21 protein-coding genes are annotated in these 25,127 nt (G+C 65.2%); 9 read left to right on the top strand and 12 right to left on the bottom strand.

The features are described 5' to 3' along the window. Positions 1–114 precede the first annotated feature (114 nt). The 3 genes from serC to QO259_RS06380 all read right to left on the bottom strand — a co-directional run bounded on the left by serC (position 115) and on the right by QO259_RS06380 (position 4,707). Positions 115–1,203 (bottom strand): 3-phosphoserine/phosphohydroxythreonine transaminase, encoded by a 1,089-nt coding sequence (gene serC, locus QO259_RS06390; RefSeq protein WP_285952217.1) that lies wholly within the window; start codon positions 1,201–1,203, stop codon positions 115–117. A 191-nt stretch (positions 1,204–1,394) separates the two neighbouring features. Continuing rightward, the gene (gene gyrA / locus QO259_RS06385; protein ID WP_207037369.1) at positions 1,395–4,106 is read right to left on the bottom strand and encodes a DNA gyrase subunit A; all 2,712 of its coding nucleotides are present in this window, start codon (positions 4,104–4,106) and stop codon (positions 1,395–1,397) included. Positions 4,107–4,275: 169 nt separating this feature from the next. Beyond that, on the bottom strand, positions 4,276–4,707 hold the full coding sequence (locus tag QO259_RS06380; protein ID WP_207037368.1) for an acyl-CoA thioesterase: 432 nt from the start codon (positions 4,705–4,707) through the stop codon (positions 4,276–4,278). Between the two features lie 161 nt (positions 4,708–4,868). On the opposite strand from QO259_RS06380, the gene QO259_RS06375 reads away from it, so the two are divergent. Beyond that, positions 4,869–5,795: a recombination-associated protein RdgC gene (locus tag QO259_RS06375; RefSeq protein ID WP_285952216.1), complete on the top strand. Its 927-nt coding sequence runs from the start codon at positions 4,869–4,871 to the stop codon at positions 5,793–5,795. Beyond that, on the top strand, positions 5,792–6,994 hold the full coding sequence (locus QO259_RS06370) for a 1-acyl-sn-glycerol-3-phosphate acyltransferase (protein ID WP_285952215.1): 1,203 nt from the start codon (positions 5,792–5,794) through the stop codon (positions 6,992–6,994). The genes QO259_RS06375 and QO259_RS06370 overlap by 4 nt, the downstream gene beginning before the upstream one ends. Positions 6,995–7,182: 188 nt before the next feature. Here QO259_RS06370 and QO259_RS06365 read toward each other — a convergent pair whose 3' ends face one another. Further along, positions 7,183–8,682 carry a TrkH family potassium uptake protein gene (locus tag QO259_RS06365; RefSeq protein WP_285952743.1) on the bottom strand — a complete coding sequence of 500 codons (1,500 nt, stop codon included), beginning with the start codon at positions 8,680–8,682 and terminating at the stop codon, positions 7,183–7,185. A gap of 201 nt (positions 8,683–8,883) precedes the next feature. Here QO259_RS06365 and QO259_RS06360 point away from each other — a divergent pair, with 201 nt between their 5' ends. Then, positions 8,884–9,168, top strand: coding sequence for a hypothetical protein (locus QO259_RS06360; RefSeq protein WP_035473735.1), 285 nt, complete (start codon positions 8,884–8,886; stop codon positions 9,166–9,168). 79 nt (positions 9,169–9,247) lie between these two features. Here the strand turns inward: QO259_RS06360 and QO259_RS06355 are convergent, their stop codons facing one another. Next, a complete protein-coding gene (locus QO259_RS06355) occupies positions 9,248–9,769 on the bottom strand; it encodes a pilin (RefSeq protein WP_353057319.1) in 522 nt (173 codons plus the stop codon). 241 nt (positions 9,770–10,010) lie between these two features. Here QO259_RS06355 and pilB point away from each other — a divergent pair, with 241 nt between their 5' ends. The 5 genes from pilB (at position 10,011) to yacG (ending at position 15,070) form a co-directional block, all read left to right on the top strand. Beyond that, the gene (gene pilB / locus QO259_RS06345) at positions 10,011–11,738 is read left to right on the top strand and encodes a type IV-A pilus assembly ATPase PilB (RefSeq protein ID WP_285952214.1); all 1,728 of its coding nucleotides are present in this window, start codon (positions 10,011–10,013) and stop codon (positions 11,736–11,738) included. Between the two features lie 115 nt (positions 11,739–11,853). Beyond that, positions 11,854–13,080, top strand: coding sequence for a type II secretion system F family protein (locus QO259_RS06340; protein ID WP_285952213.1), 1,227 nt, complete (start codon positions 11,854–11,856; stop codon positions 13,078–13,080). A 219-nt stretch (positions 13,081–13,299) separates the two neighbouring features. Beyond that, on the top strand, positions 13,300–14,160 hold the full coding sequence (locus QO259_RS06335; protein ID WP_285952212.1) for a prepilin peptidase: 861 nt from the start codon (positions 13,300–13,302) through the stop codon (positions 14,158–14,160). Continuing rightward, entirely contained in the window at positions 14,157–14,822 is a 666-nt protein-coding gene (coaE, locus tag QO259_RS06330; RefSeq protein ID WP_285952211.1) for a dephospho-CoA kinase, read from the top strand. Before QO259_RS06335 ends, coaE begins: the two co-directional genes overlap by 4 nt. After that, the gene (yacG, locus tag QO259_RS06325) at positions 14,819–15,070 is read left to right on the top strand and encodes a DNA gyrase inhibitor YacG (RefSeq protein WP_051895981.1); all 252 of its coding nucleotides are present in this window, start codon (positions 14,819–14,821) and stop codon (positions 15,068–15,070) included. The genes coaE and yacG overlap by 4 nt, the downstream gene beginning before the upstream one ends. A gap of 166 nt (positions 15,071–15,236) precedes the next feature. On the opposite strand, the gene QO259_RS06320 is transcribed toward yacG, so the two are convergent. The 4 genes from QO259_RS06320 to QO259_RS06305 all read right to left on the bottom strand — a co-directional run bounded on the left by QO259_RS06320 (position 15,237) and on the right by QO259_RS06305 (position 20,708). Next, positions 15,237–16,190 carry a Nudix family hydrolase gene (locus QO259_RS06320; protein WP_285952210.1) on the bottom strand — a complete coding sequence of 318 codons (954 nt, stop codon included), beginning with the start codon at positions 16,188–16,190 and terminating at the stop codon, positions 15,237–15,239. Between the two features lie 81 nt (positions 16,191–16,271). After that, positions 16,272–17,480, bottom strand: a complete 1,209-nt coding sequence (gene argJ, locus QO259_RS06315) for a bifunctional glutamate N-acetyltransferase/amino-acid acetyltransferase ArgJ (RefSeq protein WP_285952209.1) — start codon at positions 17,478–17,480, stop codon at positions 16,272–16,274. Between the two features lie 65 nt (positions 17,481–17,545). Then, positions 17,546–20,287, bottom strand: a complete 2,742-nt coding sequence (gene secA, locus QO259_RS06310; protein ID WP_285952208.1) for a preprotein translocase subunit SecA — start codon at positions 20,285–20,287, stop codon at positions 17,546–17,548. Between the two features lie 79 nt (positions 20,288–20,366). Then, positions 20,367–20,708: a hypothetical protein gene (locus QO259_RS06305; protein WP_285952207.1), complete on the bottom strand. Its 342-nt coding sequence runs from the start codon at positions 20,706–20,708 to the stop codon at positions 20,367–20,369. Positions 20,709–20,770: 62 nt separating this feature from the next. Between QO259_RS06305 and QO259_RS06300 the strand changes: the two genes are divergently transcribed. Then, positions 20,771–21,259 carry a DUF721 domain-containing protein gene (locus QO259_RS06300; protein ID WP_285952206.1) on the top strand — a complete coding sequence of 163 codons (489 nt, stop codon included), beginning with the start codon at positions 20,771–20,773 and terminating at the stop codon, positions 21,257–21,259. A gap of 148 nt (positions 21,260–21,407) precedes the next feature. Here QO259_RS06300 and lpxC read toward each other — a convergent pair whose 3' ends face one another. The 3 genes from lpxC to ftsA all read right to left on the bottom strand — a co-directional run bounded on the left by lpxC (position 21,408) and on the right by ftsA (position 24,914). Continuing rightward, on the bottom strand, positions 21,408–22,319 hold the full coding sequence (lpxC, locus tag QO259_RS06295) for a UDP-3-O-acyl-N-acetylglucosamine deacetylase (protein ID WP_207037358.1): 912 nt from the start codon (positions 22,317–22,319) through the stop codon (positions 21,408–21,410). A 116-nt stretch (positions 22,320–22,435) separates the two neighbouring features. Next, positions 22,436–23,611, bottom strand: a complete 1,176-nt coding sequence (ftsZ, locus tag QO259_RS06290) for a cell division protein FtsZ (RefSeq protein WP_035473756.1) — start codon at positions 23,609–23,611, stop codon at positions 22,436–22,438. 31 nt (positions 23,612–23,642) lie between these two features. Next, the gene (gene ftsA, locus QO259_RS06285; RefSeq protein WP_207037357.1) at positions 23,643–24,914 is read right to left on the bottom strand and encodes a cell division protein FtsA; all 1,272 of its coding nucleotides are present in this window, start codon (positions 24,912–24,914) and stop codon (positions 23,643–23,645) included. Between the last annotated feature and the right edge of the window lie 213 nt (positions 24,915–25,127).

The following is a 25,127-nucleotide window of genomic DNA, read 5'->3' as shown; positions in this document are numbered from 1 at the left end:
GGCAATACGGCGTTAAAATCGGCCTCAAAATGCTCATTTACCCCGTGTAAACTCCGCTTTTTCGACCGATTTTGCCTTGTCTTGCCTTCGCTCGCCGAATTTGTAAACGCCCTCTCAGCCGCGGCGACGTTCGAAATCGGCCATGAAGGTGATCAGCGCCTGCACGTCGGCCTCGCTGACGGCATTGTAAAGGCTCGCGCGCATGCCGCCGACGCTGCGATGCCCCTTGAGATTGAGCAACCCCTCGGCTTCGGCATCCGCGAGGAAGTCGCCGTTGAGCGACGCGTCCGCCAGCGTAAACGGCACGTTCATCAGCGAGCGGTTGGCCGGCGCGATCGGGTTGGCGTAGAAGTCGCTGGCGTCGATCGCCGCGTAGAGCGCTTCGCTCTTGCGCCGGTTGATCGCTTCCATCTCGGCGACGCCGCCGATGTCGTTCTTGAGCCACTCGAACACCAGCCCGGCGAGATACCAGGCGTAGGTCGGCGGCGTATTGATCATCGAATCGTTGTCGGCGTAGACCTTCCAGCCGAGCAGCGAGGGCGCCGAGGGCCGCGCCCGCTCGAGCAGGTCCTCGCGCACGATGACCACGGTGATGCCGGCGGGGCCGATGTTCTTCTGCGCGCCGGCGTAGATCACCCCGAAGCGGCTCACGTCCAGCGGCGTGGAGAGGATCGACGACGACATGTCGCAGACCAGCGGCACGTCGGCAGCGAGTTCGGGGATGTAATCGAAGGCCAGCCCGCCGATGGTCTCGTTGTGACAGTAGTGCAAGTAGGCCGCATCCGCGGAGAGCGCGATGTCGCCCTGGCGTGGCACCTGCACGTAGCCGCTCTCGCGGCTCGAAGCGGCAATGTGCGAGGCGGCCAGGTGGTCCGCCTCCTTGATCGCCTTGCTCGACCAGATGCCGGTATCGAGATAGTTGGGTGTCCCGCCCTGCCCCAGCAGATTGAGCGGCACGCAGGCGAACTGCAGGGTGGCACCGCCCTGCATGAACAGCACCCGGTAGTTGTCGGGGATCGCGAGCAGATCACGCAGATCGCGCTCGGCCTTGGCCGCGATCGCCTCGAAGGTCGGGCTGCGGTGACTCATCTCCATCACCGACAGACCCTGGCCCTGGTAGTCGAGCATCTCGGCGCGGGCGCGCTCCAGCACCGCCGTCGGCATGGCCGCCGGACCGGCACAGAAATTGTGCAGACGTGTCATTCTCGGAATTCCCCGTGGGCTCTTTCACTCGACCCGGGCGCTTGCGTTCGACCGGGCTTGTTCATCAGGTCGTATCATCAGGGGGTCACCACCCCCTGCATCCAATCCCATCTCACCGCCCCTGCCCGGCCCACGCATCGGGCCAGCTCGGCAATGCGCCCCGACCCAAGGCGAGCGGGGGCGCAGCGGCGTCAGGCGTCGTCGTCCGCCGGCGGCGTCTCGCCGGCCTCCGGCGGTACTTCAGCATCGACCGCCTCGGTCTCCTGCGGCGTCTCGGGCTCGTCGAGCGCTTCGTCCTGCGGCTCGTCGACCCGCACCGTCTTGACCAGGTGCTCACCTTCGCTGGTGCGGATCAGGGTCACCCCCTGGGTATTGCGCGAGGTGATCGACACCTCGCCGACCCGGGTACGCACCAGGGTACCGCGGTCGGTGATCAGCATCATCTCGTCGCTGTCGCGAACCTGCATTGCCGCCACCAGGGCGCCGTTGCGCTCGGTGGTCTGCATCGCGATCACGCCCTGGCCGCCGCGGCCGCGGATCGGAAACTCCTCGAGCCGGGTGCGCTTGCCATAGCCGTGCTCGGAGGCGGTCAGAATGTAGATCTGCTCCTCGCTGCCATCCGCGCTGGTGGCGGTGTCGCCGTCGAGCTCGTTGTCGGCGTCGGCATCGATGGTCTGGCTCTGCGGGATGATCAGACTGATCACCTCGGCACCCTCGGCCAGGCGCATGCCGCGCACGCCGCGGGCGGTCCGGCCCATCGGGCGCACATGGCCCTCTTCGAAGCGGATCGCCTTGCCGTTGGAGGAGAGCAGCATGACGTGGTCGCTGCCGGTGGTGATGGCAGCGCCGATCAGGCGGTCGCCCTCCTCCAGGTCCAGCGCGATCAGACCGACGCTGCGCGGCCGCGAGAACTGGTCGAGCGAGGTGCGCTTGACCGTGCCGCTGGCGGTGGCGAAGAAGATGTAGCTCTCCGGGTTGTAGTCACGCACCGGCAGAATGGCGTTGATCGACTCGCCGTCGTCCAGCGGCAGCAGGTTGACCAGCGGCTTGCCGCGCGACCCGCGACTGGCATTGGGCATCTCGTAGGTCTTGAGCCAGTAGACCTTGCCGCGGTTGGAGAACAGCAGCATGGTGTCGTGGGTCGAGGCCACCACCAGATGCTCGATGACGTCTTCATCTTTCATGCTGGTGGCCGACTTGCCGCGCCCGCCGCGTTTCTGCGCCTGGTAGTCGGAGATCGGCTGGGTCTTGGCATAACCGCCACGCGACAGCGTGACCACCATGTCCTCCTCGGCGATCAGGTCTTCCATGGTGAGATCGAGACGGCTGGTCTGGATCTCGGTCAGGCGGGCGTTGCCGTACTGATCGCGAATGCCTTCGAGCTCTTCTCGAATCACCTCCAGCAGCCGGTCCGGCGAGGCCAGGATATGGTTGAGCTCGGCGATACGCTCGAGAATGCTCAGGTACTCGTCGAGCAGTTTCTCGGTCTCGAGCCCGGTCAGACGGTGCAGGCGCAGCTCCAGAATCGCCTGGGCCTGGGCCGGCGAGAGCCGATAGAGCGCGCGGTCGTCGGTGAGCCCGTAGCCCTCGTCGAGGTCCTCGGGCTTGCACGAAGTGGCGCCGGCCCGCTCGAGCATGCCGGTCACCTGCCCCGGCTGCCAGTCGCGGGCGATCAGCTTTTCCTTCGCCTCGGCCGCGTTGGGCGAGGCCTTGATCAGCTCGATCACCTCGTCGATGTTGGAGATGGCGACCGCCAGCCCCTCGAGGATATGACCGCGCTCGCGCGCCTTCTTGAGTTCGAACAGGGTGCGCCGAGTGACCACCTCGCGGCGGTGGCGAATGAACGCCTCCAGCAGCTCCTTCAAGTTGAGCGTCTTGGGCTGGCCGTCATGGAGGGCGACGATATTGATCCCGAACACGGTCTCGAGCTGGGTGTGGGCAAACAGGTTGTTGACCACCACGTCGCCGGACTCGCCGCGCTTGATCTCGATCACCACGCGCAGACCATCCTTGTCGGACTCGTCGCGCAGCTCGGCGATCCCCTCGACCCGCTTCTCCTTGACCAGCTCGGCGATCTTCTCGATCAGCCGCGCCTTGTTGACCTGGTAAGGCAGCTCGGTGATGACGATCTGGTCGCGTCCGCTCTTCTTGTCGAACTCGACCGTGTGGCGGGCACGCACATAGATGCGCCCGCGCCCGGTGCGATACGCCTCGAGAATGCCGGCGCGGCCGTTGATGATACCGGCGGTGGGGAAATCGGGGCCGGGGATGTACTCCATCAGGTCGTCGACCGTCAGGGTGTAGTCCTGGATCAGCGCCAGACAGCCGCTGATCACCTCGACCATGTTGTGCGGCGGAATATTGGTCGCCATCCCCACCGCGATGCCCGAAGCGCCGTTGATCAGCAGGTTGGGCACCTTGGTCGGCAGCACCTCGGGAATCCGCTCGGTGCCGTCGTAGTTGTCGACCCAGTCGACCGTATCCTTCTCGAGATCCGCCAGCAGCTCATGGGAGAGCCGTGCCATGCGCACCTCGGTGTAACGCATGGCGGCGGCGTTGTCGCCGTCGATGGAACCGAAGTTGCCCTGACCATCGATCAGCACGTGGCGCATGGAAAAGTGCTGCGCCATGCGCACGATGGTGTCATAGACCGCACTGTCGCCGTGGGGGTGATATTTACCGATCACATCGCCGACCACGCGCGCCGATTTCTTGTACGGCTTGTTCCAGTCGTTGCCGAGCTCGTGCATGGCGTAGAGCACGCGCCGGTGCACCGGCTTCAAGCCATCGCGGACGTCGGGCAGAGCGCGCCCGATGATGACGCTCATCGCATAGTCCAGGTAGGACTGCTTGAGCTCATCCTCGATGTTGACTGGCAGAATTTCTCTGGCGATATCACCCATGGGTCGTCAAATCCTTTGCGCCGCTGCCACGGCCGAAGTCGACCGTGGCAGCGTTAATGAAGCCCCGACAAGGCGACCGAGACCCTCGGCCGCACAATCTGCCGATCATACCATTTCAGGGCTTCCAAAGGCAGGCATTGACGTCTTTTCCGCGAGTGGTGTAGCCGGCTCAGCGCGCTTGTGCCTCGGCGACCAGCAGCGGTTCGAGGCGCTCGCGCCACACCCCTTCGAGCGGCACCACCTCACCGCTGCGCTGGTCGAGCAGCACGAAGGTCAGCAGCGCGCTCACCACCAGCTCGCCGCTGTCACGATGCACGATACGGTGGGCCACCCGGGCGCTGCGCCCGCCGATATGTGACAGACAGGTCTCGATGTCGAGGTCGTCGTTGATCACCGCAGCGCGGCGGTAATCGATATTGAGGTTGACCGCGACCAGCGCCACGCCCTCGGCCATGCCCGCGGCGAACGCGGGGTGCTCATCGGCGAAGGCCCAGCGACCCTCCTCCAGGAATTCGAGATAGCGGGCGTGATTGACGTGGCCATAGCCATCCAGATGAAAGCCGCGGACGCGAACCTGGGTACGAGTGATGCGTGAATCCATGCGAATCTCCGGGTCATTGGCGACGCCGATCGCGCGCCGCTCCTGACCTCGAAACATACGCTCGTTTGAAACAACGCTGCAAATGCCAATGGTCTACCTCGGTGGCAACACCTGGGTCCTTTCGACATAATGTGCCTCCTTTCAAACGGAAACACGGGCGTATGTGGTTCAAGCACTGTCATCTTTACCGCTGCCATGACGTCGAGATTCTCGCCCTGGAGGATCTGGAGAGCGCCTTGGCAGAATTTGCGTTTCGCCCCGTCTCGCCGCGCGAGGCTCGCCGGGTCGGCTGGAGTGCCCCGGCCGGCCGTGGCCGCGAGCAGCGCGTGCACGAGATCCAGGGCCAGCGGCTGCTGTCAATGCTGCGCCAGGAGCGCCTGCTGCCCGCGTCGGTGGTCAATGAAGAGGTCGCCGAGCGCGCCGAGGCGCGCGAACAGGCCGAAGGCCAGCCGCTGCCGCGGCGCGAGCGCCAGCTGCTCAAGGAGCAGGTGATGGAGGAACTGCTGCCGCAGGCCTTCACCCGCACCCAACGCGTCGAGCTGTGGTGGGATACCCGCCGCCGGCTGATCGGCATCAACTCCTCTAGCCGCAAGCGCGCAGAAGAGGTGCTGGATCTGCTGCGCCAGACCCTGGGCTCGCTCAAGGTCACCCCGCTGGCGACGCGCACGCCGCCGTCGCGCGGCATGACCCAGTGGCTGAGCGACGCCGGCAGCCGGCCGCCCAGCCTGCTGCTGGGCGATCAGGTCGAGCTGCGCGCCGCCGAGGACGACGGCGTGCTGCGCGCGCGCCAGGTCGATCTCGACAGCGAGGAGATCCAGTCGCTGCTCGAGGGCGGCCGCCAGGCCAGCAAGCTGAGCATCGGCAGCGAAGGTCAGCTGCGCACCGTGCTGCACGACGACCTGGCGCTGAAGTCGCTGCAGTTCGACGACGCCCTGCTCGACGAAGCCAGTCAGACCGAGGATGGCGACGATCCCGCGGTGGCGCTGGAGACCGATTTCGCGCTGATGTCCCAGGCACTCGCCACCTTCATCGAACAACTGATCGACTGGCTCGGCGGTGAAGCCGAGACGTCGGCCCCGACACCATGACGCACAGCGCCACCACGCCGCCCAACAGCGCCGAGGCGGCGATCGATCTCGATCGCTTCGCCGACATTCGCCCTTATCACGACGACGAAGTCGCCGGCGTGCTGGCACGCCTGGCCCAGGACAGCGAGCTGCTCGACGCCATCACCCGCTACCGCTTGCCGCGGCTGGCGCGCATCGCACCGCCGCTGGCTCGCGCCCTCGCCAGTTTTCGCCTGCGCCGCGAGGTGCGCGGGGTCGCCACCATCCGCGATTTCCAGCTGCGTATCGCCGACTACATGGCGCACATGATCGCGCGCACCACGCGGGGCTTCAGCGTCGAAGGGCTCGACCAGCTGTCGCCGGATCAGGCGTATCTGTTCATCGGCAACCACCGCGACATCGCCCTCGACCCTGCCTTCGTCAACTATGCGCTCTATGTCGGTGGCCATGACACCGTGCGCATCGCGATCGGTGACAACCTGCTGCAGAAGCCTTTCGTCACCGACCTGATGCGGCTCAACAAGAGCTTCATCGTGCCGCGCTCGGTCAAGGGCAAGCGCGCCATGCTGGCGGCCTATCAGTCACTCTCGGGCTATATCCGCCACTCGATCAGCGACGACAACCACTCGGTGTGGCTGGCCCAGCGCGAGGGCCGCGCCAAGGATGGGATCGACCGCACCGACAGCGCCATCGTCAAGATGCTGTGCATGGCCAGGCGCCAGGAAGAGGACGATGCCGACGTCGGCCGCGCGGTAGGCGAACTGCGGATCGTGCCGGTATCGATCAGCTACGAGTACGACCCCTGCGATCTGCTCAAGGCGCGCGAGCTGCACGCCAAGGAGACCGCCGGCCGCTACCAGAAGGTCGAGTTCGAGGATATCCGCTCGATCGTCTCCGGCATCATCGGCGACAAGGGCCGGGTCAAGCTGGCCTTCGGCACGCCACTGTCGGCGGATTTCGACTCCCCCGATGCGGTGGCCGCCGAGATCGACCGCCAGGTACTCTCGAACTACCCGCTGTTCCCCAGCCATCAGCTGGCCCTGGCCGAGACCGGGCTCGCCCCCGATCTGGTCGACCTCTCCGCAGTCACCGTGGAAGATCGCGAACGCTTCCAGGCGCGTCTGGCAGAGGTACCGGCCGAGCTGCGCCCGTGGTGGCTGAAGCAGTACGCCAACCCGATCCTCAACCGCGCCGGGCGCCTGGACAGCGACGCGTCCTAAGCGCGTCGCCCCAGACGGTTGCGCCAACGACCGGCCTCAAAGTCGGCGAACGCTAAATCGTCGAACGCCAAGCCGGCGGCGAGCACAAAAAAGCAGACTGCCTAGCACGCCCACGCCTCACCCGGCGTGGGCGCGCCTGTTTTCGCGCCCCGGCGCCCCAACGTGCGCCTTGCCACGGCAAAGAGGCATCACTTGCGCCAGAAGAACGGCATCAGCAGCACCAGCACGGTGAGAATCTCCAGGCGCCCCATCAGCATGCCGATACAGAGAATCCACTTGGCCGCATCCGGCAGGCTGGCGAAGTTGCCCGCCGGGCCGATGATCGGCCCCAGGCCGGGGCCGACGTTGGCCAGTGCGGTGGCCGCGCCGGTGGTCGCGGTGACCATATCCAGCCCGAGAGCCGCCAGCGCCAGCGAGAGCACCGCGAAGATCAGAAAGAAGAAGAACGAGAAGGCGATGACCGCCCTCACCACTTCATCGTTGAGCGGGCGACCATTGTAGCGCTGGGCGAATACCCCGCTGGGGTGCACCAGATAGCGCAGCTGGTTGAGCAGCATCAGCCCACCGATCTGGAAGCGGAATATCTTCATCCCGCCGCTGGTCGAGCCGCTGCAGCCGCCGACGAAGGTGATGAAGAAGAAGGTGGTCACCGCCAGCGGCCCCCACAGACTGTAGTCCTGGCTGGCATAGCCGGTGGTGGTCACCACCGAGATCACGTTGAAGGCGACCTCGGTCAGCGCGCTGAACGGCGCATCGTGGAAGGCCAGTACCCGATAGAGGGTCAAAGTGCCGATCACCACCACCAGCAGCGTGAGCAGACCGCGCACCTGCTGGTCCTGCCACAGCGCGCCGCGCGAGTCGCGGATCAGGCGAATGTAGAGTACGAACGGCAATGCCCCGGCGAGCATGAAGGCGCAGCCCAGCCACAGGATCAGCGGGCGGCTCTCGTAGATGCCGAAGGAGGCATCGTAGTTGGCGAAACCGCCGGTGGAGACCGAACTCATGGCGTGCACGATCGCATCCAGGGTCTGCATGCCGGCCAGCCGATAGCTGAGTATCGCCACCAGCGTCAGCCCCAGGTAGATCACCGCCGAGGCCTTGGCGATCCCGCCGGCACGCGGCAGCACCTTGTCCGACCAGTCGGAGGACTCGGTCTGGAACAGCCGCATACCGCCGACCTTGAGAAACGGCAGGATCGCGATCGCCATGACGATGATCCCGATCCCCCCCAGCCACTGCATCAGACCGCGCCACAGCTTGAGGCCATCGGAGAGATGCTCGATACCCGAGAGCACGGTCGACCCGGTGGTGGTGATCGCCGAGATCGACTCGAACACCGCATCGGTGAACGACAACTGCGGTGCACCCAGCACCAGCGGCAGACTGGCGAAGGCGCTGATCACCACCCAGCTCGAGGTCGTTAGGATGAACATGTGCTGGGTCTTGAGCTCGACCGGCGTGTGCCAGGTCCACGCCAATAAGCCCGCCGAGGTGGCCGCGACCAGCGCCATCGACTTCAGAAAGGCCCACAGATCGGGATCGCCCTCCAGCTTCAGAAGCACGATCGGCGGGAGCATGAACACGGCCAGCACGATCAACAACAGCGCCAGAACTTTGAGAATCGGCTTGGCGTCTTGCAACGTCTCTCTCCCCTTCGATGCGCACTTCACTTCGCTGCCGCGCCCCATGAGCGGCTGCCGACGCGCCAGACGACTGGCGATGATAGGCCAATCGGCCACGCCGCGACACCGCCACCTGCCCTAGCGTGCACACCGAGCGCCGCGGGAGGGCCAGACAGGCAGCCACGACACCCGGCGCAGACGAGTACGGCGGCGCCGGCGGCTGTGCTATCGTGGCGCCATCTTCCCGACTCGAGCAAGGAGAGTGCCATGAGTTCCGCTTCGGAAATGCAGAAGGTTCGCGTCATTCACGAGCTGCGCGCCTTCATCAAGAAACTGCTGCAGGAGCCGGGCATCCTGGAAAATTCGCTGGCGATCGCCAAGCGCCACTCGGACGGCAGCAACGACCCGCAGGCGTGGGCGCGCATCGCCAACGAGATCTCCGACACCACCAGCGTGCATATCCCGGAAGACCCCAAGGAGCACTCCGATGCCGATCGGCTATTTCTGGAAGTGCTGCGCGAAGTCGTGGGCGAGGAGAAGGCGCTCTACTGAGCCGCGGGCGTGTGTGGTGCGCTGGACAAGAGAAAGGCCGGCGATATGCCGGCCTGTTTCTATACCACCAATCACGCAGTTATGAAGTGCTTGAAGTACAAGATGAGGGAATGGCGTCCGCAGCCGAGACATTCGTAGAACAGACCCACCCTCCACCGTTCACCGCCCCAGTATTGTTATTCACCGACGTCACATTACGTGTCAAAGTAATATTTTTCCCTTTAAAATCATCAGGTTGACTATCGTCATTGTCAAAAGTAAAGACAATCTTAGCGCCTGTTTGAGTAGCGCTCTCACCCGTGCCACTGGTGCTGGGAGCTGAGATAGAAATACTTCCATTTTGTACTGCGCTGTTGCTCAGACCCAAAACGGCAGGATCATTGCCAGTAAACGTGCCCTGCTGAATGGCAAGCTCAGCCGGAGTCTGTAGTGATTTCAGCGTCGCCAAAGCAGCACTGAAGCGGGATCTCGCCACGTAGTTCTGATACTGCGGAATGGCGATGGCGGCGAGAATACCGATGATCGCGACCACGATCATCAGCTCGATCAGGGTGAAACCGCCCTGGTGGTGTGGCGCTCGACGCTTGTATTGCCCTTGCATGGGAACCCCCTCGTTTGTCGATGATGTGCCGGTCGGCGTCACCGCCGTACCGTGCGGACCGAGTCGCGCCGCATCTTTCCATACGCCGCGGCATAACGATACGCAAAGTTACATTTTGTGACACGCACATCGCTTATCGGCAACGTCTCAGAATTCTTAAAGAAAAAGTTGGCGGTGCCGATAGCGCGGATATGACCTCCGCCAGCGCGGCGGCCACATCCTTCGCGAAAGGTGCCTCGACGTGCCGACCACCACCTCCCCTGCCATCCGTAGCGGTATCGCCCGCCGCCTTATCGATCGCGGCCTGATCGAGGCTGGCGCGTGCGAGCGTGCGCAGCAGGCGGCGAGAGACGCCGAGCAGACGCTGCTCGAGTTCCTGGTGCGCCAGGGCCGGGTCGACCCGCGTCAGGCCGGCGAGGCGGCGGCGCGCGAGTACGGGCTGCCGTTTCTCGACCTGCAGCACGTGGTGTGGGAACGCCTGCCGATCATCGAACCGATTGCGGAAAAGCTGATCGGCCGCTTCCAGGTACTGCCGCTGGCGCGTGACGAACGCCGGCTGACGGTGGCGATCGCTTTTCCCGCCACCCTGGCCAAGCTCGATGAACTTCAGTTCACCACTGGCCTTGCGATCGACGGCGTGCTGGTGCCGTTCGACCAGCTCGAGCGCGCCCTGGCCCGCCGCCTGCAGCACCAGGACACCTCGGGCATGCTCGAAGCGCTGGATGAAGCCAGCGATGCGGTGACGCTGGATACCAGCGAGATCGACCTGGAAGAGGAAGCCGCGGCCCTGGATGCCGGTGGCGACAACGACGCGCCGATCGTGCGCTTCGTCAACCGCGTGCTGCGCGATGCGATCCAGCGCGGGGCCTCGGACGTGCACTTCGAGCCCTACGAGTCGAGCTTTCGGGTGCGCTTTCGCATCGACGGCATGCTGCTGGAGGTGACCCGCCCGCCGCTCAACCTGCGCACCCGCATCGCCGCCCGCCTCAAGGTCATGGCACGCCTGGACATCTCCGAGCGCCGCCTGCCCCAGGACGGCGCAATGAAACTGCGTCTGGAGGATCAGCGCGCCATCGACTTTCGCGTCAACAGCCTGCCCACGGTATTCGGCGAGAAGATCGTGCTACGCCTGCTCGATGCCCGCGCCACTGGATGGGGCATCGATGCGCTCGGTTTTTCACCGCCCCAGCGCGAGCTGTTCGAAAGCGCCCTGGCGCGCCCCCAGGGGATGATTCTGGTGACCGGCCCCACCGGCAGCGGCAAGACGGTGACCCTCTACACCGGGCTCAATCGGCTCAATACCGAGGAGCGCAACATCTCCACCGCCGAGGACCCGGTGGAACTCAAGATACCGGGCATCAACCAGGTCAACGTGCAGTCACGTATCGGACTCGATTTCGCCAGCGCCCTGCGCGCCTTTCTGCGCCAGGACCCGGACGTGGTGATGGTCGGTGAGATTCGCGATCTGGAAACCGCAGAGATCGCGGTCAAGGCGGCCCAGACCGGTCACCTGGTGCTCTCCACCCTGCACACCAACTCTGCCGCCGAGACGCTGACGCGACTGCGCAACATGGGGCTGGCAAGCTTCAATATCGCCAGTTCGGTGTCGCTGATCATCGCGCAGCGCCTGGCGCGCCGGCTCTGCCCCCACTGCCGGGTGCCGTCTCAAGTGCCCGACGAGGTGCTGCTCGGCGAGGGCGTATCACGCGAGCGCCTGGCCAACGCCACGCTCTATCGCCCGGGCGGCTGCGACCGCTGCACGCTGGGCTACAAGGGTCGCCAGGGGATCTATGAAGTGGTGCCTATCGATGACGCCATGAGCCAATTGATCATGCGTGACGGCCACGCCCTGGAACTGGCGCAGCTGGCGCGTGAGCGCGGCTATCCCGGCCTGCGCCAGAGCGCCATCGAGCTGGCGCTCAGCGGCGTGACCAGCCTGGAGGAAGTCAATCGGGTGACCCTCGACTGAGCCACGCCCCATAGCGCCCCAAGAACTGACGCCGCATAAGAACCGATACCGCATAAGAACCGACACCGCATACGAAGCGACACGCTCTCGGCCCAACGCTTTCAGGAGTCCTGACATGGCAACAACGGCGAAGCCTCCCAAGCGCCTGGTGATGCACCGTTGGCACTGGCGCGGCAAGAATCTGCGCGGTGAGACGGTGAGCGGAGAACTGATCGCCAGCGAGATCAGCGAGGTCCGCCAGGAGTTGGCGCGTCAGAAGATCATCGTCAAGCGCATCACGCGCAAGACCAGCCCATTCGGCATCGGCCGTGTGCGCCAGCGCGACATCACCCTGTTCGCGCGCCAGCTGGCGACCATGCTCCGCGCTGGCGTGCCGCTGCTGCAGGCGTGCAAGGTGGTCGCCGAGACGCTACGCAATCCGGCGATGCGCAACCTGGTCGAGACCCTGGGCAACGACATCAGCGCCGGGGCCAGCTTCTCGCAGGCGCTATCGCGTCATCCGCAGCGCTTCGACCGCATGTTCGTCAACATGGTCGCCGCCGGCGAGCAGTCGGGGGCGCTGGATCGTATGCTCGAGCGCCTGGCCAGCTATCGCGAAAAGATCGACACCCTGAAGGGGCGTATCAAGAAGGCGCTCTACTACCCCATCGCGGTAGTCGCGGTGGGGGTCGGCGTCACCGCCCTGCTGCTGATCAAGGTGGTGCCGCAGTTCGAGAGCCTGTTCGCCGGCTTCGGCGCCGAGCTACCGGCCTTCACCCGCTTCACCATCGAGCTCTCCGAGCTGGCCCAGGCGCACTGGTGGCAGGCACTGCTGGCGCTGGTGGTCGTGGTTTTCGCGCTGCGCCGGGCGGTCAAGCGCTCGCCGCGTTTCGCCTATCGGGTCGACCAGCTCCTGCTGCGCCTGCCGGTGCTCGGCAGCATTCTCGACAAGGGCTCGATCGCGCGCTTCTCGCGCACCCTGGCGACGACCTTCAATGCCGGCGTTCCGCTGGTGGAGGCGCTCGAGACCGCCGCGGGTGCGACCGGCAACCGCGTGCACCAGCGGGCGATCATCGGCCTGCGCGACGATGTCGGCGACGGCCAGCAGCTCGCCTTCGCCATGCGCCGGGCCGGCATCTTCCCGATCATGGCGGTGCAGATGGTGAGCATCGGTGAGGAAGCGGGCGACCTCGACACCATGCTCGACAAGGTCGCCGACTTCTATGAAGAGGAGGTCGACAACCAGGTCGATGCGCTCACCTCGCTGCTCGAGCCGCTGATCATCGTGGTGCTGGGGGTGCTGGTGGGCGGTCTGGTGGCGTCGATGTATCTGCCGATTTTTCAGATGGGCTCGGCCATTTGAGAGGACGTTTACAAAATGCCTGCGCTCGGCAATACGGCGTTGAAATCGACCTCAAAATACTCATTTACCTCAAGTAAACTCCGCTTTTTCGGCCGATTTCGCCTTGTCCTGCCTTCGCTCGTCGAATTTGTAAACGCCCTCTGAGCGAAGAGGCGGCCCTGAAGGCGGCGATACGTTACCCTGTGCCACCTTGTCGACTGGATCAAGCGGGAGTTTGCGTTGTCACAACTTTCCCCCTGGCTGCTGTGGCCCCTGGCGTTCGTGCTCGGCGCCTGCCTGGGCAGCTTCATCAACGTGGTGATCGTGCGCCTGCCGGTGATGTTGATGCGGCGCTGGCGCGCCGAGGCGCGCGCCGCGCTCGAGCTGGAAGCCGAGCCCATGCCACGCTACGACCTGCTGCTGCCACGCTCGCACTGCCCCGCCTGCGGCCAGTTCATCGCCTGGCACGACAACCTGCCGCTGATCGGCTGGCTCAAGCGCCGCGGTCGCTGTGCCGCCTGTAGCGCAACGATCAGCCCGCAGTACCCGCTGGTCGAGCTGCTCGCCGGCGGCATGGCCCTGGCCGCGATGGCGATTCACGGGCCCAGTGTCGAGACGCTGTGGCTGGTCGGCGCCTGCCTGGTACTACTTGCGCTGGCGGTGATCGACTGGCGCACCCAGCTGCTGCCGGATGCGCTCACCCTGCCGCTGCTATGGGCCGGCCTGCTCTACCAGTGGGCCTACCACCCGCTGTGGCTCGGCAGCGCCGTGCTTGGCGCTGCCGCCGGCTACCTGGTGCTGTGGGCGGTGTACTGGCTGTTCAAGCTGACCACCGGCAAGGAGGGAATGGGCCATGGCGACTTCAAGCTGATGGCGGCGCTGGGCGCCTGGCTGGGCTGGCAGAATCTGCCGCTGCTGCTGCTGCTCTCCGCCGGCGCCGGTACGCTGATCGGTATTGCGCTGATCGTCGGCCGCCGCCATGAACGCGGCCAGCCGCTACCGTTCGGCCCGTTCATTGCCCTCGCCGGCTGGGTTGCACTGCTGGTAGGCGCGCCGCTGCAGGCCAGCTACCAGGCGCTGCTGCTAGGAGGTGCAGGATGAGCGATACACTCCAGCGAACGCCCACTCACCAGTTGCCGCCGGTGATCGGTGTCACCGGAGGGATCGGCTCGGGCAAGAGCGCGGTCGCCGAGGCCTTTGCTGCCCGGGGTATCCCGGGCATCGATGCCGATGCCGTAGCCCGCGAGGTGGTGATGCCGGGCGAGCCGGCGCTGGCCGCAATCGTCGAGCATTTTGGAGCGGGGGTGCTCGATGCAGACGGCAGCCTCGACCGCCGCGCCCTGCGTGCGCGCGTCTTTGCCGACCCTGCCGAGCGGCAGTGGCTCGAGCACCAGACCCACCCGCGCATTCGCCAACGCCTGCAGGCCCATCTGAGCCGCCTGCGCGGCGGTGATGCTCCCTACTGCCTGCTGATCTCGCCGCTGCTGATCGAGAGCGGCCAGCGCGAGATGGTCTCGCGGGTGCTGGTGATCGATGTTCCCGAGTCGCTGCAGATCGAGCGCACCCTGGCCCGCGATGGCGTGCCCCGGGAGCAGGTGGAAGCGATTCTCGCCGCCCAGAGCTCGCGTCAGGCGCGCCTTGCAGCCGCCGATGACGTCATCGACAATAGCGGTGACAAAGAGATGCTTCTCGATCAGGTCGCCCGCCTGGATGAACGCTATCGCCAGTGGGCGGCATCACCGCAACGACATGGCCACTCATGACCTCCGGTAACGACTCCCGCCACGCCGATGATGGCGCCACCGGCGGCGCACTCAAGGTGCGCTGCCCGCAGTGCCAGACGCCGATCGCCTGGACCACAGACAACCCCTATCGGCCCTTCTGCTCCCAGCGCTGCAAGCTGCTCGACCTGGGCGCCTGGGCCGACGGCAGCCACCGCATTCCAGGTGAGCCGCACATGGACGAGACACAGCTCGACGAGCTGATCGATCGCCTGGAGCGCGGCGAGTAGCCGAAATCCAGCGCCTGCCAGGCGGCGAAGCGCTCATCCCTCGACGCTGAAGTACATATCGAACACGGCTGCTGCGCCTCGAACACCCCAAGCCGTCACCAACGCAAACGCCGCTCCCTGAGGAGCGGCGTTTGCGTAGGCAGCCAGGCTCGCGCGGCCCGAGAGGTCAGCGGTCGTGACGCCAGAAATCCCGGATCGAGGCGATACCCTGAGCGCCGACACCACGCGCCTGGTTGGCGTGGTGCCGGGTCATCCCGCCGAGGGCGAAGACCGGCATCGCCGCCGTCTCGACCATCTGCTGGAAATCGTGCCAACCGATGGTGATCGCATCGGGATGCGAGGGCGTCGGCGCCAGCGGCGAGAGCGTGACGAAGTCACAGTCGATCTGGCCAGCCTGGGTCAGTTGCTCGTCGCCATGGGTCGAGGCGCCCAGCCACTTGTTGGCGGGGATCGGGCGCTGCTTGAGCGTCATCAGACGCGCGCTGGTCAGATGGATACCATCGGCATCCACCCGCTCCAGCCACGCCGGATCGGCGTTGAGCAGCAGTTTGGCGCCGTAGCGCCGGCACAGCGCCAGGGTGCTCTCGGCCCGCGCCTGATAGGCGGCGTCGTCGAGAGTCTTGGCCCGCAGCTGGACCAGACGAATGTTGTCCTCGCGCAGCGCCCGCTCCAGACGCTCCTGGAACACCGCCTCGTCGGGCTCTTCGGCGGTGATCAGGTACTCCTGGGGCAACGCCACCGCACGCAGGATCGGCAGATTGGCCGCGGGGAACGGATAGTTGGGCAGGTCGTCGACCCCCACCCAGCGCACCGGCTGCCCCTCGCGGCCGTATGGCTCGCCGTCGTAGTCACGGACCTGCCACACGTCGAGCAGGATGTGCTTGTCGGGATACTCGTGATGCACCCGAATCAGCGGCTGAGCGCGCCGGATCTGGATACCCAGCTCTTCGCTCAGCTCGCGCTTGAGCGCCTCGAAGCCGGTTTCGTAGGGCGCCAGCTTGCCGCCGGGAAACTCCCACAGGCCGCCCTGGTCCGCGGTCGCTGGGCGCCGCGCGATCAGCACGCGCCCGTCGTCGCGGATGACGGCTGCCGCCGCTACGTGAACCCGTCTCTTCATCATCTTGCTAAATCTCTCGCACCTTGAGGTGTTGCTTCGCTGAGTGTCACGCCTCGTGTTAGCAGGCCGCACCGCGGCCTGCTCTCAACTGCGGTAGTCCGCGTTGATCGAGACGTAGTCGTGGGACAGATCCGAGGTCCAGACGGTGGCCCGGGCCTCGCCCCGGCCGAGCCGGATCCGAATGGTGATCTCCGCTTGTGCCATCACCCGGCTACCCGCCGCTTCGGTATAGCTCTCGGCGCGCCCGCCGTGCTCGACCAGACGCACGTCGCCCAGATCGATGACGATACGCTCGACATCGAGAGCCTCCACCGGGGCGCGCCCGACCGCCGCCAGGATACGCCCCCAGTTGGCGTCGGAGGCGTAGAGCGCGGTCTTGACCAGCGGCGAGTGGGCCACGGTGAAGGCGACTTCACGCGCCTCCTCGACGCTGGCGGCCTCCTCGACCTCCAGAGTCACGAACTTGGTCGCGCCCTCGGCATCGCGGATGATCGCCTGGGCCAGCTCGGTGAGCACCTGGGTCAGCGCCGCGCGGAAGCGGCGCTCGTCCTCCGCCGATACCACCTGCGGCCCGCGTCCGGTGGCGATCAGGGTGCAGGCATCGTTGGTGGAGGTATCGGAGTCGACGGTGATCGCGTTGAACGACACGGCGACCGCCTCGCGCAGCCACTGGTTCAGGGTGGCCGCGGGGATCTCGGCATCGCAGGCGACGAAGCCCAGCATGGTAGCCATGTTGGGCTTGATCATGCCCGAGCCCTTGCTGATACCGTTGAGCGTCACCGTGCCGCCGCTCAGCTCGACCTGCGCCGTGGCACCCTTGACCCGGGTATCCGTGGTCAGGATGCCTTCGGCGGCTTCGGCCCACTGCCCGACGTCGAGCCCTGCCAGCGCCTGCGGCAGACCGGCAGCGATCTTCTCCACCGGCAGCGGCTCGCCGATGACGCCAGTGGAGAACGGCAGCACCTGCTGCGCGTCGACCCCGGCGAGCTCGGCCAGGGCGCTGCAGCAGCGCTCGGCATCGGCGATCCCGCGGCTGCCGGTACCGGCGTTGGCATTGCCGGTATTGATCAGCAGATAGCGCGGCGACGTCTGCGCCAGATGCGCCTTGGCGACATGCACCGGCGCGGCGCAGAACGCGTTGCGGGTGAAGGTGGCCGCGACGCTGCCCCCTTCGGGAATCTCGATCACCACCAGATCGCGGCGGTTGGGCTTCTTGATTCCGGCCATTGCGGCACTCAGCCGAACGCCATCGATCGCCGGCATGTGCGGAAAGCTCGCCTCGCCTACTGCCATCTCGTCTCTCCTCGTGGGCACCGCGCAGCGCGGCGCCGAGTCATGCTCAGTTCAGTTTGCCGTGCTCAGTTCAGTTTGCCGTGGCACTGCTTGAACTTCTTGCCCGAGCCGCACGGGCAGGGGTCGTTGCGCCCTACCTTGGGCCCTTCGCGGCGTACCGGCGCGTTGTCGTCGCCAGTCTGGGCGGCGGGCTCCTCGGCCCCTTCCGCGGTCTCGCGCGCGGCGGCAACCGCCTCCTCGTGGAGCGACTGGCTGCCGGCCTGTTCGCGCTCCAGCGCTTCACGGCGTTGGCGCTCGAGGTCCTCGACCTCTTCCTGACGGCGTACCTGAACGTGGCTCAGGATGCGCGTCACGTCGTGCTTGATGTTGTAGAGCAGCGACTGGAACAGCTCGAAGGCTTCACGCTTGTACTCCTGCTTGGGGTTCTTCTGCGCGTAGCCGCGCAGATGGATACCCCGACGCAGGTGGTCCATCGACTGCAGATGCTCCTTCCAGCGGGTATCCAGTACCTGCAGCATCACCTGCTTCTCGAAGCGCTGCATCATCTCGCGCCCGATTGCCTCGACCTTGGCGGTGTACTGGCCGCGGTGCTGATCCAGCAACCGCTGGCGCAGCATCTCTTCGTTGAAGTTCTGATCCTGCTCGGCCCACTCGACGATCGGCAGGTCGAGATTGAACTCCTGCTTGAGCTGGTCCTGCAGATTGGCCAGCTCCCACTGTTCCGGCAGGCTCTGGGGCGGCACATAGGTGGAAATGGTCTGATCGAGCACCTCATCGCGAATGCTGGCGATGTTATCGGAGATCTCGTCGGCGGCCAGGATCTCGTCACGCTGGTCGTAGATCACCCGGCGCTGATCGTTGGAAACGTCGTCGTACTCGAGCAGTTGCTTGCGGATATCGAAGTTGCGCCCTTCGACCTTCTTCTGCGCGCGCTCGACCGCGTTCGAGACCATCTTGTGCTCGATCGCTTCACCACGCTCCAGCCCCAGGGCGCCCATCAGACGCTGCACCCGCTCGGAGCCGAACAGGCGCATCAGGTTGTCCTCCAGCGAGAGGAAGAAGCGGGTCGAGCCCGGGTCACCCTGGCGCCCGGCACGCCCGCGCAGCTGGTTGTCGATACGCCGTGACTCGTGACGCTCAGAGCCGACCACATGCAGGCCACCGGCGGCGAGCACGGCGTCGTGACGCTGCTGCCACTCGGCCTTGATCGCCTCGATCTGCGCCTCGCTGGGCGACTCCAGCTTGGCCACGTCGGCCTCCCAGCTGCCGCCGAGCATGATATCGGTACCGCGGCCAGCCATGTTGGTGGCGATGGTCACCGCCCCGGGGCGGCCGGCCTGGGCGATGATCTCGGCTTCGCTGTCGTGCTGCTTGGCGTTGAGCACGTTGTGCGGAATCTTCTGCGCCTGCATCAGCCGCGACAGATACTCCGAGGTCTCGATCGAGGCGGTACCCACCAGCACCGGGCGCTCGGCCTCACGCTGGGCCTTGACGTCCTCGATGATCGCCTCGAACTTCTCCTCGGCGCTCATGAATACAAGGTCGTTGAGATCCTTGCGTGCCAGCGGACGGTTGGTGGGGATCACCAGCACGTCGAGGCCGTAGATATGATTGAACTCGAACGCCTCGGTGTCGGCGGTACCGGTCATGCCGGCCAGCTTGTCATAGAGGCGGAAGTAGTTCTGGAAGGTGGTCGAGGCGAGCGTCTGGCTCTCGCGCTGAATGGGCACGCCCTCCTTGGCCTCGACCGCCTGGTGCAGGCCTTCCGACCAGCGCCGACCCGGCATGGTGCGCCCGGTGTGCTCGTCGACGATGACGATCTGGTTGTCGGCGATGATGTAGTCGACATCGCGATGGTAGAGGCAGCGCGCGCGCAGCGCCGAGTGGATATGCTGCAGAAGCCCCAGGTTCTGGACCGCGTAGAGCGAATCCTCCTCCTTGAGCAGGCCGGCCTCGCGCATCAGCCCCTCGACTTTCTGGTGGCCCTCTTCGGTCAGCTCCACCTGTTTCTGCTTCTCGTCGATCAGGAAGTCGCCGCTGCTCGGGTCCTCCTCGTCACTGCACTGCTCGAGCCGCTGCGATAGCGTGCCGATGGTGCGGTAGAGTTCGACATCCTCTTCCACCGGGCCGGAGATGATCAGCGGGGTACGCGCCTCGTCGATCAGGATCGAGTCGACCTCGTCGATGATGGCGTAGTTGAGCGGGCGCTGGACCTTGTCCTCGAGCGAGAAGGCCATGTTGTCGCGCAGATAGTCGAAGCCGTACTCGTTGTTGGTGCCGTAGGTGATGTCGCAGGCGTAGGCCTTGCGCTTCTCCTCGTTGGGCTGCCCGGAGGCGATCACGCCGACGCTGAGGCCGAGGAATTCATACAGCGGGCGCATCCAGTTGGCGTCGCGGCTGGCCAGGTAGTCGTTGACCGTGACCACATGCACGCCCTTGCCCGGCAGCGCGTTGAAGTATACCGCCAGGGTGCCCACCAGGGTCTTGCCCTCACCGGTCTTCATCTCGGCGATACGGCCGTCGTGAAGCGCCATGCCGCCGACCATCTGGACGTCGAAGTGGCGCATGCCGAGCACCCGCTTGCTCGCCTCGCGTACCACGGCAAAGGCTTCGGGCAGCAGGGCGTCGTGCTTTTCACCCGCCTCCAGGCGGCTGCGGAATTCGGCGGTCTTGGCGGCGAGCGCAGCATCGTCGAGCGCGGCGATGGTCTCTTCCAGCGCATTGATCGCCGTAACCTGCTTGCGCATCCGCTTGACGTCGCGCTCGTTCTTCGAGCCGACCAGTTTCTTGACCAATACGTTCAACATGATGGAGTTCCTGCGTCATTCATGGGCGCCTCCGCGGCCTTCGGACCGGCGGTAGCGGCGCTGCGACAAGCGATGAAAGTCAGGCAGGAAGCGGCGGGCCGCGGCGGGAAAAGGCGTCGTGGGCCAGACGCCGCACCGCGACCAGGGCCGGCAGCACACCGACCAGAGTCGGCAAGGCCAGCCGCGGGGGCTGCGGATGCGTGATCGGCGCACGGGCAACACGGCGGGACTCGGCGCGGATCTCCTCCGGCGCCATCAAATAGACCTGGGCCAGTCGCTCGGCCAAGCGCAGCGCCTCGGCCTGCACCAGTCCGGCTGGCAGCAAGCAACCCACCAGCACGCTGGCCAGCCACCAATGCGCCCGCTGGCGCGGTCGCCAGCGGGCGCCCGTGTGGCCGGTATGCGAATGGGCCGATGTCATGCTGTCGACGAACTCCGCGTCGTGATAGGTTTGGGGGAACTTTCCCCACTGCGTGCAAGCCGATGAGTATAAAGGCTAAGCGTTTTCGAGCCCAGTCCGTTTCCCATCTGCTCGGCCAGCCCAGCGGCCTCGGCGACGTGGTGCGCATGGCCACGCTGATCGACCGCGCCCAGCGCCACCTGCGCCGCCAGCTGCCGCCGGACGTGGCCGAGCACGTGTTCGTCGGCGGCTACCGCGACGGCGTGCTGACCCTGATCACCGATCGCGCCGCCTGGCTCACCTGGCTGCGCTACGAGCAGCCGCGTCTGCTCAAGCTGCTGCATCAGCTACCGGGCTTCGAGGCGGTGATGAAGCTGTCGCTCAAGGTGCGCCCGGTGCGCCCGGTCAAGGTCGCCCCGCGCCAGGTCCGCCATCTGACCCCAGCCGGCGCCAGCGCGCTGACCCAGTGCGCGGCGGGCATGGATGAGTCGCCACTGCGGCGCGCGCTCACCCGCCTCGCCTCCCATGCCGAGCCCGCGGAGTCCGAAGGCGGCAACGACAGCTCGCACTAGGCCAGCAGAGACCGCCCTCTCGAACAGCACGTACTCTCGACTACCCGGCAGCATCCCCGAAAACGAAGACGCCGACCCATTGGGGTCGGCGTCGTCATAGATCGTGGCCGCATATTCGTCTGCGGCGACGATCGAAACACGTCTTTCGTCAGGCCATCGCCGGTGCGGCGTAGGAGATAGGTGCCGGCTCGGCAGCTGCCTCGAAGGTCACGATCTCGAAAGCTTCCGGATGGGCCAGCAGCTCGCGGCACAGCTGATTGTTGAGACCGTGGCCGGACTTGTAGCCACGGAACTCGCCGATCAGGCTATAGCCAAGCTGATAGAGGTCGCCGATGGCGTCGAGCATCTTGTGCTTGACGAACTCGTCCTCGTAGCGCAGGCCATCCTGGTTCACGATGCGATAGTCGTCGACCACGATAGCGTTGTCGAGACTGCCACCAAGGGCCAGGTTCTGCGAGCGCAGAAACTCGAGATCACGCATGAAGCCAAAGGTACGCGCCCGCGACACTTCCTTGACGAAGGAGGTCGTGGAGAAATCGACGCTGGCGGTCTGCTTCTGCTGGTCGAACACCGGGTGATCGAAGTCGATCGCAAAGCTCACCTTGAAGCCGTTGTGCGGCAGGAAGGTAGCCTGCTTGCCGTCGTCGCTGACTGTCACCTCACGCTTGATACGGATGAACTTCTTGGGCGCGGCCTGCTCGGCGATACCGGCGGACTGGATCAGGAATACGAACGGACCGGCGCTGCCATCCATGATCGGCACTTCGGCGGCACTCAGTTCGACATAGGCGTTGTCGATACCGAGGCCGGCAAACGCCGACATCAGATGCTCGACCGTGGCCACCTTGACCCCATCCCGTGACAGCGCGGTGCACAGTTTGGTGTCGGTGACGCTCTGGGCGTCAGCGGGAATCTGCACGACAGGGTCGAGATCGGTACGCACGAACACGATGCCGGTGTTAGGCGCCGCGGGACGCAGCGTCAGATACACTTTTTCCCCGGAATGGAGGCCCACGCCAGTGGCGCGGATCGTGTTCTGCAACGTTCGTTGTTTGATCATCGGCATCGACCTGACAGTCAAATAGTTTGAAAACGGTGTTCACTATAACACCGAACGACCGTTTCACCAAACATATCGACGTGACAGAATGATGAGCGTCGTGTGACGCTCCGTGTTCAGTCCGCCTGGCGGCGCAGGAAGGCCGGAATGTCGAGATAGTCATCCATCTCGGCAGACTTGCGCTTCTCCTGGCTCTGCTGCTTTTTGGCTGCGGCAGCTTCCTGCTCGGCGCGGGCTGCCTGCTGGCGCATCACGGCGGGCTGCTGCAGCTTGCGGTAATCGGTCGGTTCGGGACGCGAAGCCACACTTTCGCGCGGCAGCGCTTTCTCTTTCTGCGCATCCAGGCCAGCCGCCACCACGGTCACGCGCAACTCGTCGGACATCTCCATGTCGATCGACGTACCCACGACGATGGTAGCGTCCTGGGAGGCGAACTCCTGCACCGTCGCACCGACGTCGTTGAACTCACCGATGGAGAGATCCGGCCCGGCGGTGATGTTGACCAGAATGCCGCGGGCGCCGTGCAGATCGATGTCTTCGAGCAGCGGGCTGCGGATCGCCTTCTCGGCGGCCTCGCGCGCACGGTTCTCACCGGTCGCGGCGCCGGTGCCCATCATCGCCATGCCCATCTCGGACATCACGGTGCGCACGTCGGCGAAGTCGACGTTGATGATACCCGGGCTGGTGATCAGCTCGGCAATACCCTGCACTGCACCCAGCAGCACGTCATTGGCTGCACTGAACGCAGTCAGCAGGCTGGCGTTCTTGCCCAGCACCGAGAGCAGCTTCTCATTGGGGATGGTGATCAGCGAATCGACGTACTCGGAGAGCGCCTTCATGCCCTCTTCCGCCGCGCGCATGCGCTTGGGCCCTTCGAACGGGAACGGACGCGTGACCACCGCCACGGTCAGGATGCCCAGCTCCTTGGCCACCTGGGCAACGACCGGGGCGCCGCCGGTACCCGTGCCACCGCCCATGCCGGCGGTGATGAAGACCATGTCGGCACCCTGCAGCATCTCGGCGATGCGCTCGCGATCTTCCATCGCCGCCTGACGCCCGACTTCAGGATTGGCGCCGGCACCCAGGCCCTTGGTGATCTCGCCACCCAGCTGGAGTACGGTCTTGGCCGCCACGCGCTTGAGCGCCTGGGCATCGGTGTTGGCGCAGATGAACTCGACGCCCTCGATGTTGCTCTCGACCATGTGGTTGACGGCATTGCCGCCACCGCCGCCGACACCGATGACTTTGATGACTGCACTACTGGAAGGTGCGTTATCTACTAGTTCGAACATTGCCCCGTCTCCAAGACCGCGTCGCGGCCTATCAGAAATTTCCTTTAAACCAGCCTTTGAGTCGCGCCAACGCCGAAACCTCGTCCCTGGTTCCGCGTCGGGGAAGAAGCTCTTCCCGTTGAGGCTGGGCTGATACTGCGCGAGCGTGCTTGGCATCTTGCATGCCGTAGAGTAGCAAACCTACCCCGGTCGAATAAATCGGGTTGCGCACCACGTCGGCCAAACCGCGCACATTGTGCGGGGAAGCGATACGCACCGGCATGTGGAAGATCTCCTCTGCCAGCTCGACCACCCCCTCCATGCGCGAAGTGCCACCGGTCAATACCACGCCGGCGGCGACCAGATCCTCGTAGCCGCTGCGCCGGAGCTCCTCGCGCACCAGCGTGAAGAGCTCCTCGTAGCGCGGCTCGACCACCTCGGCCAGGGCCTGGCGCGACAGATCCCGCGAGGGGCGGTCGCCGACGCTCGGCACCTTGATCATCTCGTCGCTGCTGGCCAGCTGGGTCAGCGCGCAGGCGTACTTGACCTTGATGTCTTCGGCGTACTGGGTCGGCGTACGCAGGGCCATGGCGATGTCATTGGTGACCTGGTCGCCGGCGATCGGAATCACCGCCGTGTGGCGAATCGCCCCTTCGGTGAATACCGCGATATCGGTGGTGCCGCCACCGATGTCGACCATGCACACGCCTAGCTCGCGCTCGTCTTCGGTGAGCACGGCATGACTGGAAGCGATCTGCTCGAGAATGATGTCATCGACTTCGAGACCACAGCGGCGCACGCACTTCTCGATGTTCTGCACCGCGTTGAGCGCAGCGGTCACCAGATGCACGCGCGCCTCCAGACGCACCCCTGACATTCCCAGCGGCTCGCGAATCCCCTCTTGGGTATCGATCGCGAACTCCTGCGGAATGACGTGCAGCACACGTTGGCCTTCGGAGATGGCGCGCGCACGGGCGGAGTCGATCACCCGCTCGATGTCACTCGGGCCGACTTCACGCTCCTTGATGGCGACCACGCCATCGGAGTTCATCGAGCTGATGTGACTGCCGGCGATGCCGACATAGACGGAATGGATGTCGCAGCCGGCCATCAGCTCGGCTTCCTCGACGGCACGCTGAATCGACTGCACGGTCGACTCGATGTTGATCACCACACCCTTCTTCATGCCCCGCGAAGGATGCGAACCAATCCCGGCGATTTCCAGACCGCCATCGTCCGTGGGTTGCCCCACGATGGCGACCACCTTGGATGTTCCGATATCCAGCCCGACCACCATATTGGAAGCGTTGGATTGTCCTGCCATAGGTCGGGATCGCTCCTCAAACACCGATAAAACCCGTCAAAAATGGGCCAATAAAGATCCTGGCTTATTATAGAAACAAGCGAGCCTTTTTCACCAGCCCATCGCTGAAACAAAAGCCACAGTAAGCCCTTTTTCTAAAAAAGGGAAATGGTCGCACCAAGGGCCGCTTTTTTTGTCGCGAGTGTAGCGAGATGGCAACGCCGGTGGACGCCT

Source organism: Salinicola sp. JS01, assembly GCF_030284585.1.
Classification (GTDB): Bacteria; Pseudomonadota; Gammaproteobacteria; order Pseudomonadales; family Halomonadaceae; genus Salinicola.
Note: the sequence above shows the minus strand (reverse complement) of the source record. Positions and strands in the feature narration are given on the sequence as shown.

Coding starts and splice junctions, on each gene's coding strand:
- serC (WP_285952217.1), bottom strand. CDS start 1,203: ATGACACGTCTGCACAATTTCTGTGCCGGTCCGGCGGCCATGCCGACG.
- gyrA (WP_207037369.1), bottom strand. CDS start 4,106: ATGGGTGATATCGCCAGAGAAATTCTGCCAGTCAACATCGAGGATGAG.
- QO259_RS06380 (WP_207037368.1), bottom strand. CDS start 4,707: ATGGATTCACGCATCACTCGTACCCAGGTTCGCGTCCGCGGCTTTCAT.
- QO259_RS06375 (WP_285952216.1), top strand. CDS start 4,869: ATGTGGTTCAAGCACTGTCATCTTTACCGCTGCCATGACGTCGAGATT.
- QO259_RS06370 (WP_285952215.1), top strand. CDS start 5,792: ATGACGCACAGCGCCACCACGCCGCCCAACAGCGCCGAGGCGGCGATC.
- QO259_RS06365 (WP_285952743.1), bottom strand. CDS start 8,682: ATGGGGCGCGGCAGCGAAGTGAAGTGCGCATCGAAGGGGAGAGAGACG.
- QO259_RS06360 (WP_035473735.1), top strand. CDS start 8,884: ATGAGTTCCGCTTCGGAAATGCAGAAGGTTCGCGTCATTCACGAGCTG.
- QO259_RS06355 (WP_353057319.1), bottom strand. CDS start 9,769: ATGCAAGGGCAATACAAGCGTCGAGCGCCACACCACCAGGGCGGTTTC.
- QO259_RS06340 (WP_285952213.1), top strand. CDS start 11,854: ATGGCAACAACGGCGAAGCCTCCCAAGCGCCTGGTGATGCACCGTTGG.
- coaE (WP_285952211.1), top strand. CDS start 14,157: ATGAGCGATACACTCCAGCGAACGCCCACTCACCAGTTGCCGCCGGTG.
- yacG (WP_051895981.1), top strand. CDS start 14,819: ATGACCTCCGGTAACGACTCCCGCCACGCCGATGATGGCGCCACCGGC.
- QO259_RS06320 (WP_285952210.1), bottom strand. CDS start 16,190: ATGATGAAGAGACGGGTTCACGTAGCGGCGGCAGCCGTCATCCGCGAC.
- argJ (WP_285952209.1), bottom strand. CDS start 17,480: ATGGCAGTAGGCGAGGCGAGCTTTCCGCACATGCCGGCGATCGATGGC.
- secA (WP_285952208.1), bottom strand. CDS start 20,287: ATGTTGAACGTATTGGTCAAGAAACTGGTCGGCTCGAAGAACGAGCGC.
- QO259_RS06305 (WP_285952207.1), bottom strand. CDS start 20,708: ATGACATCGGCCCATTCGCATACCGGCCACACGGGCGCCCGCTGGCGA.
- QO259_RS06300 (WP_285952206.1), top strand. CDS start 20,771: ATGAGTATAAAGGCTAAGCGTTTTCGAGCCCAGTCCGTTTCCCATCTG.
- lpxC (WP_207037358.1), bottom strand. CDS start 22,319: ATGATCAAACAACGAACGTTGCAGAACACGATCCGCGCCACTGGCGTG.
- ftsZ (WP_035473756.1), bottom strand. CDS start 23,611: ATGTTCGAACTAGTAGATAACGCACCTTCCAGTAGTGCAGTCATCAAA.
- ftsA (WP_207037357.1), bottom strand. CDS start 24,914: ATGGCAGGACAATCCAACGCTTCCAATATGGTGGTCGGGCTGGATATC.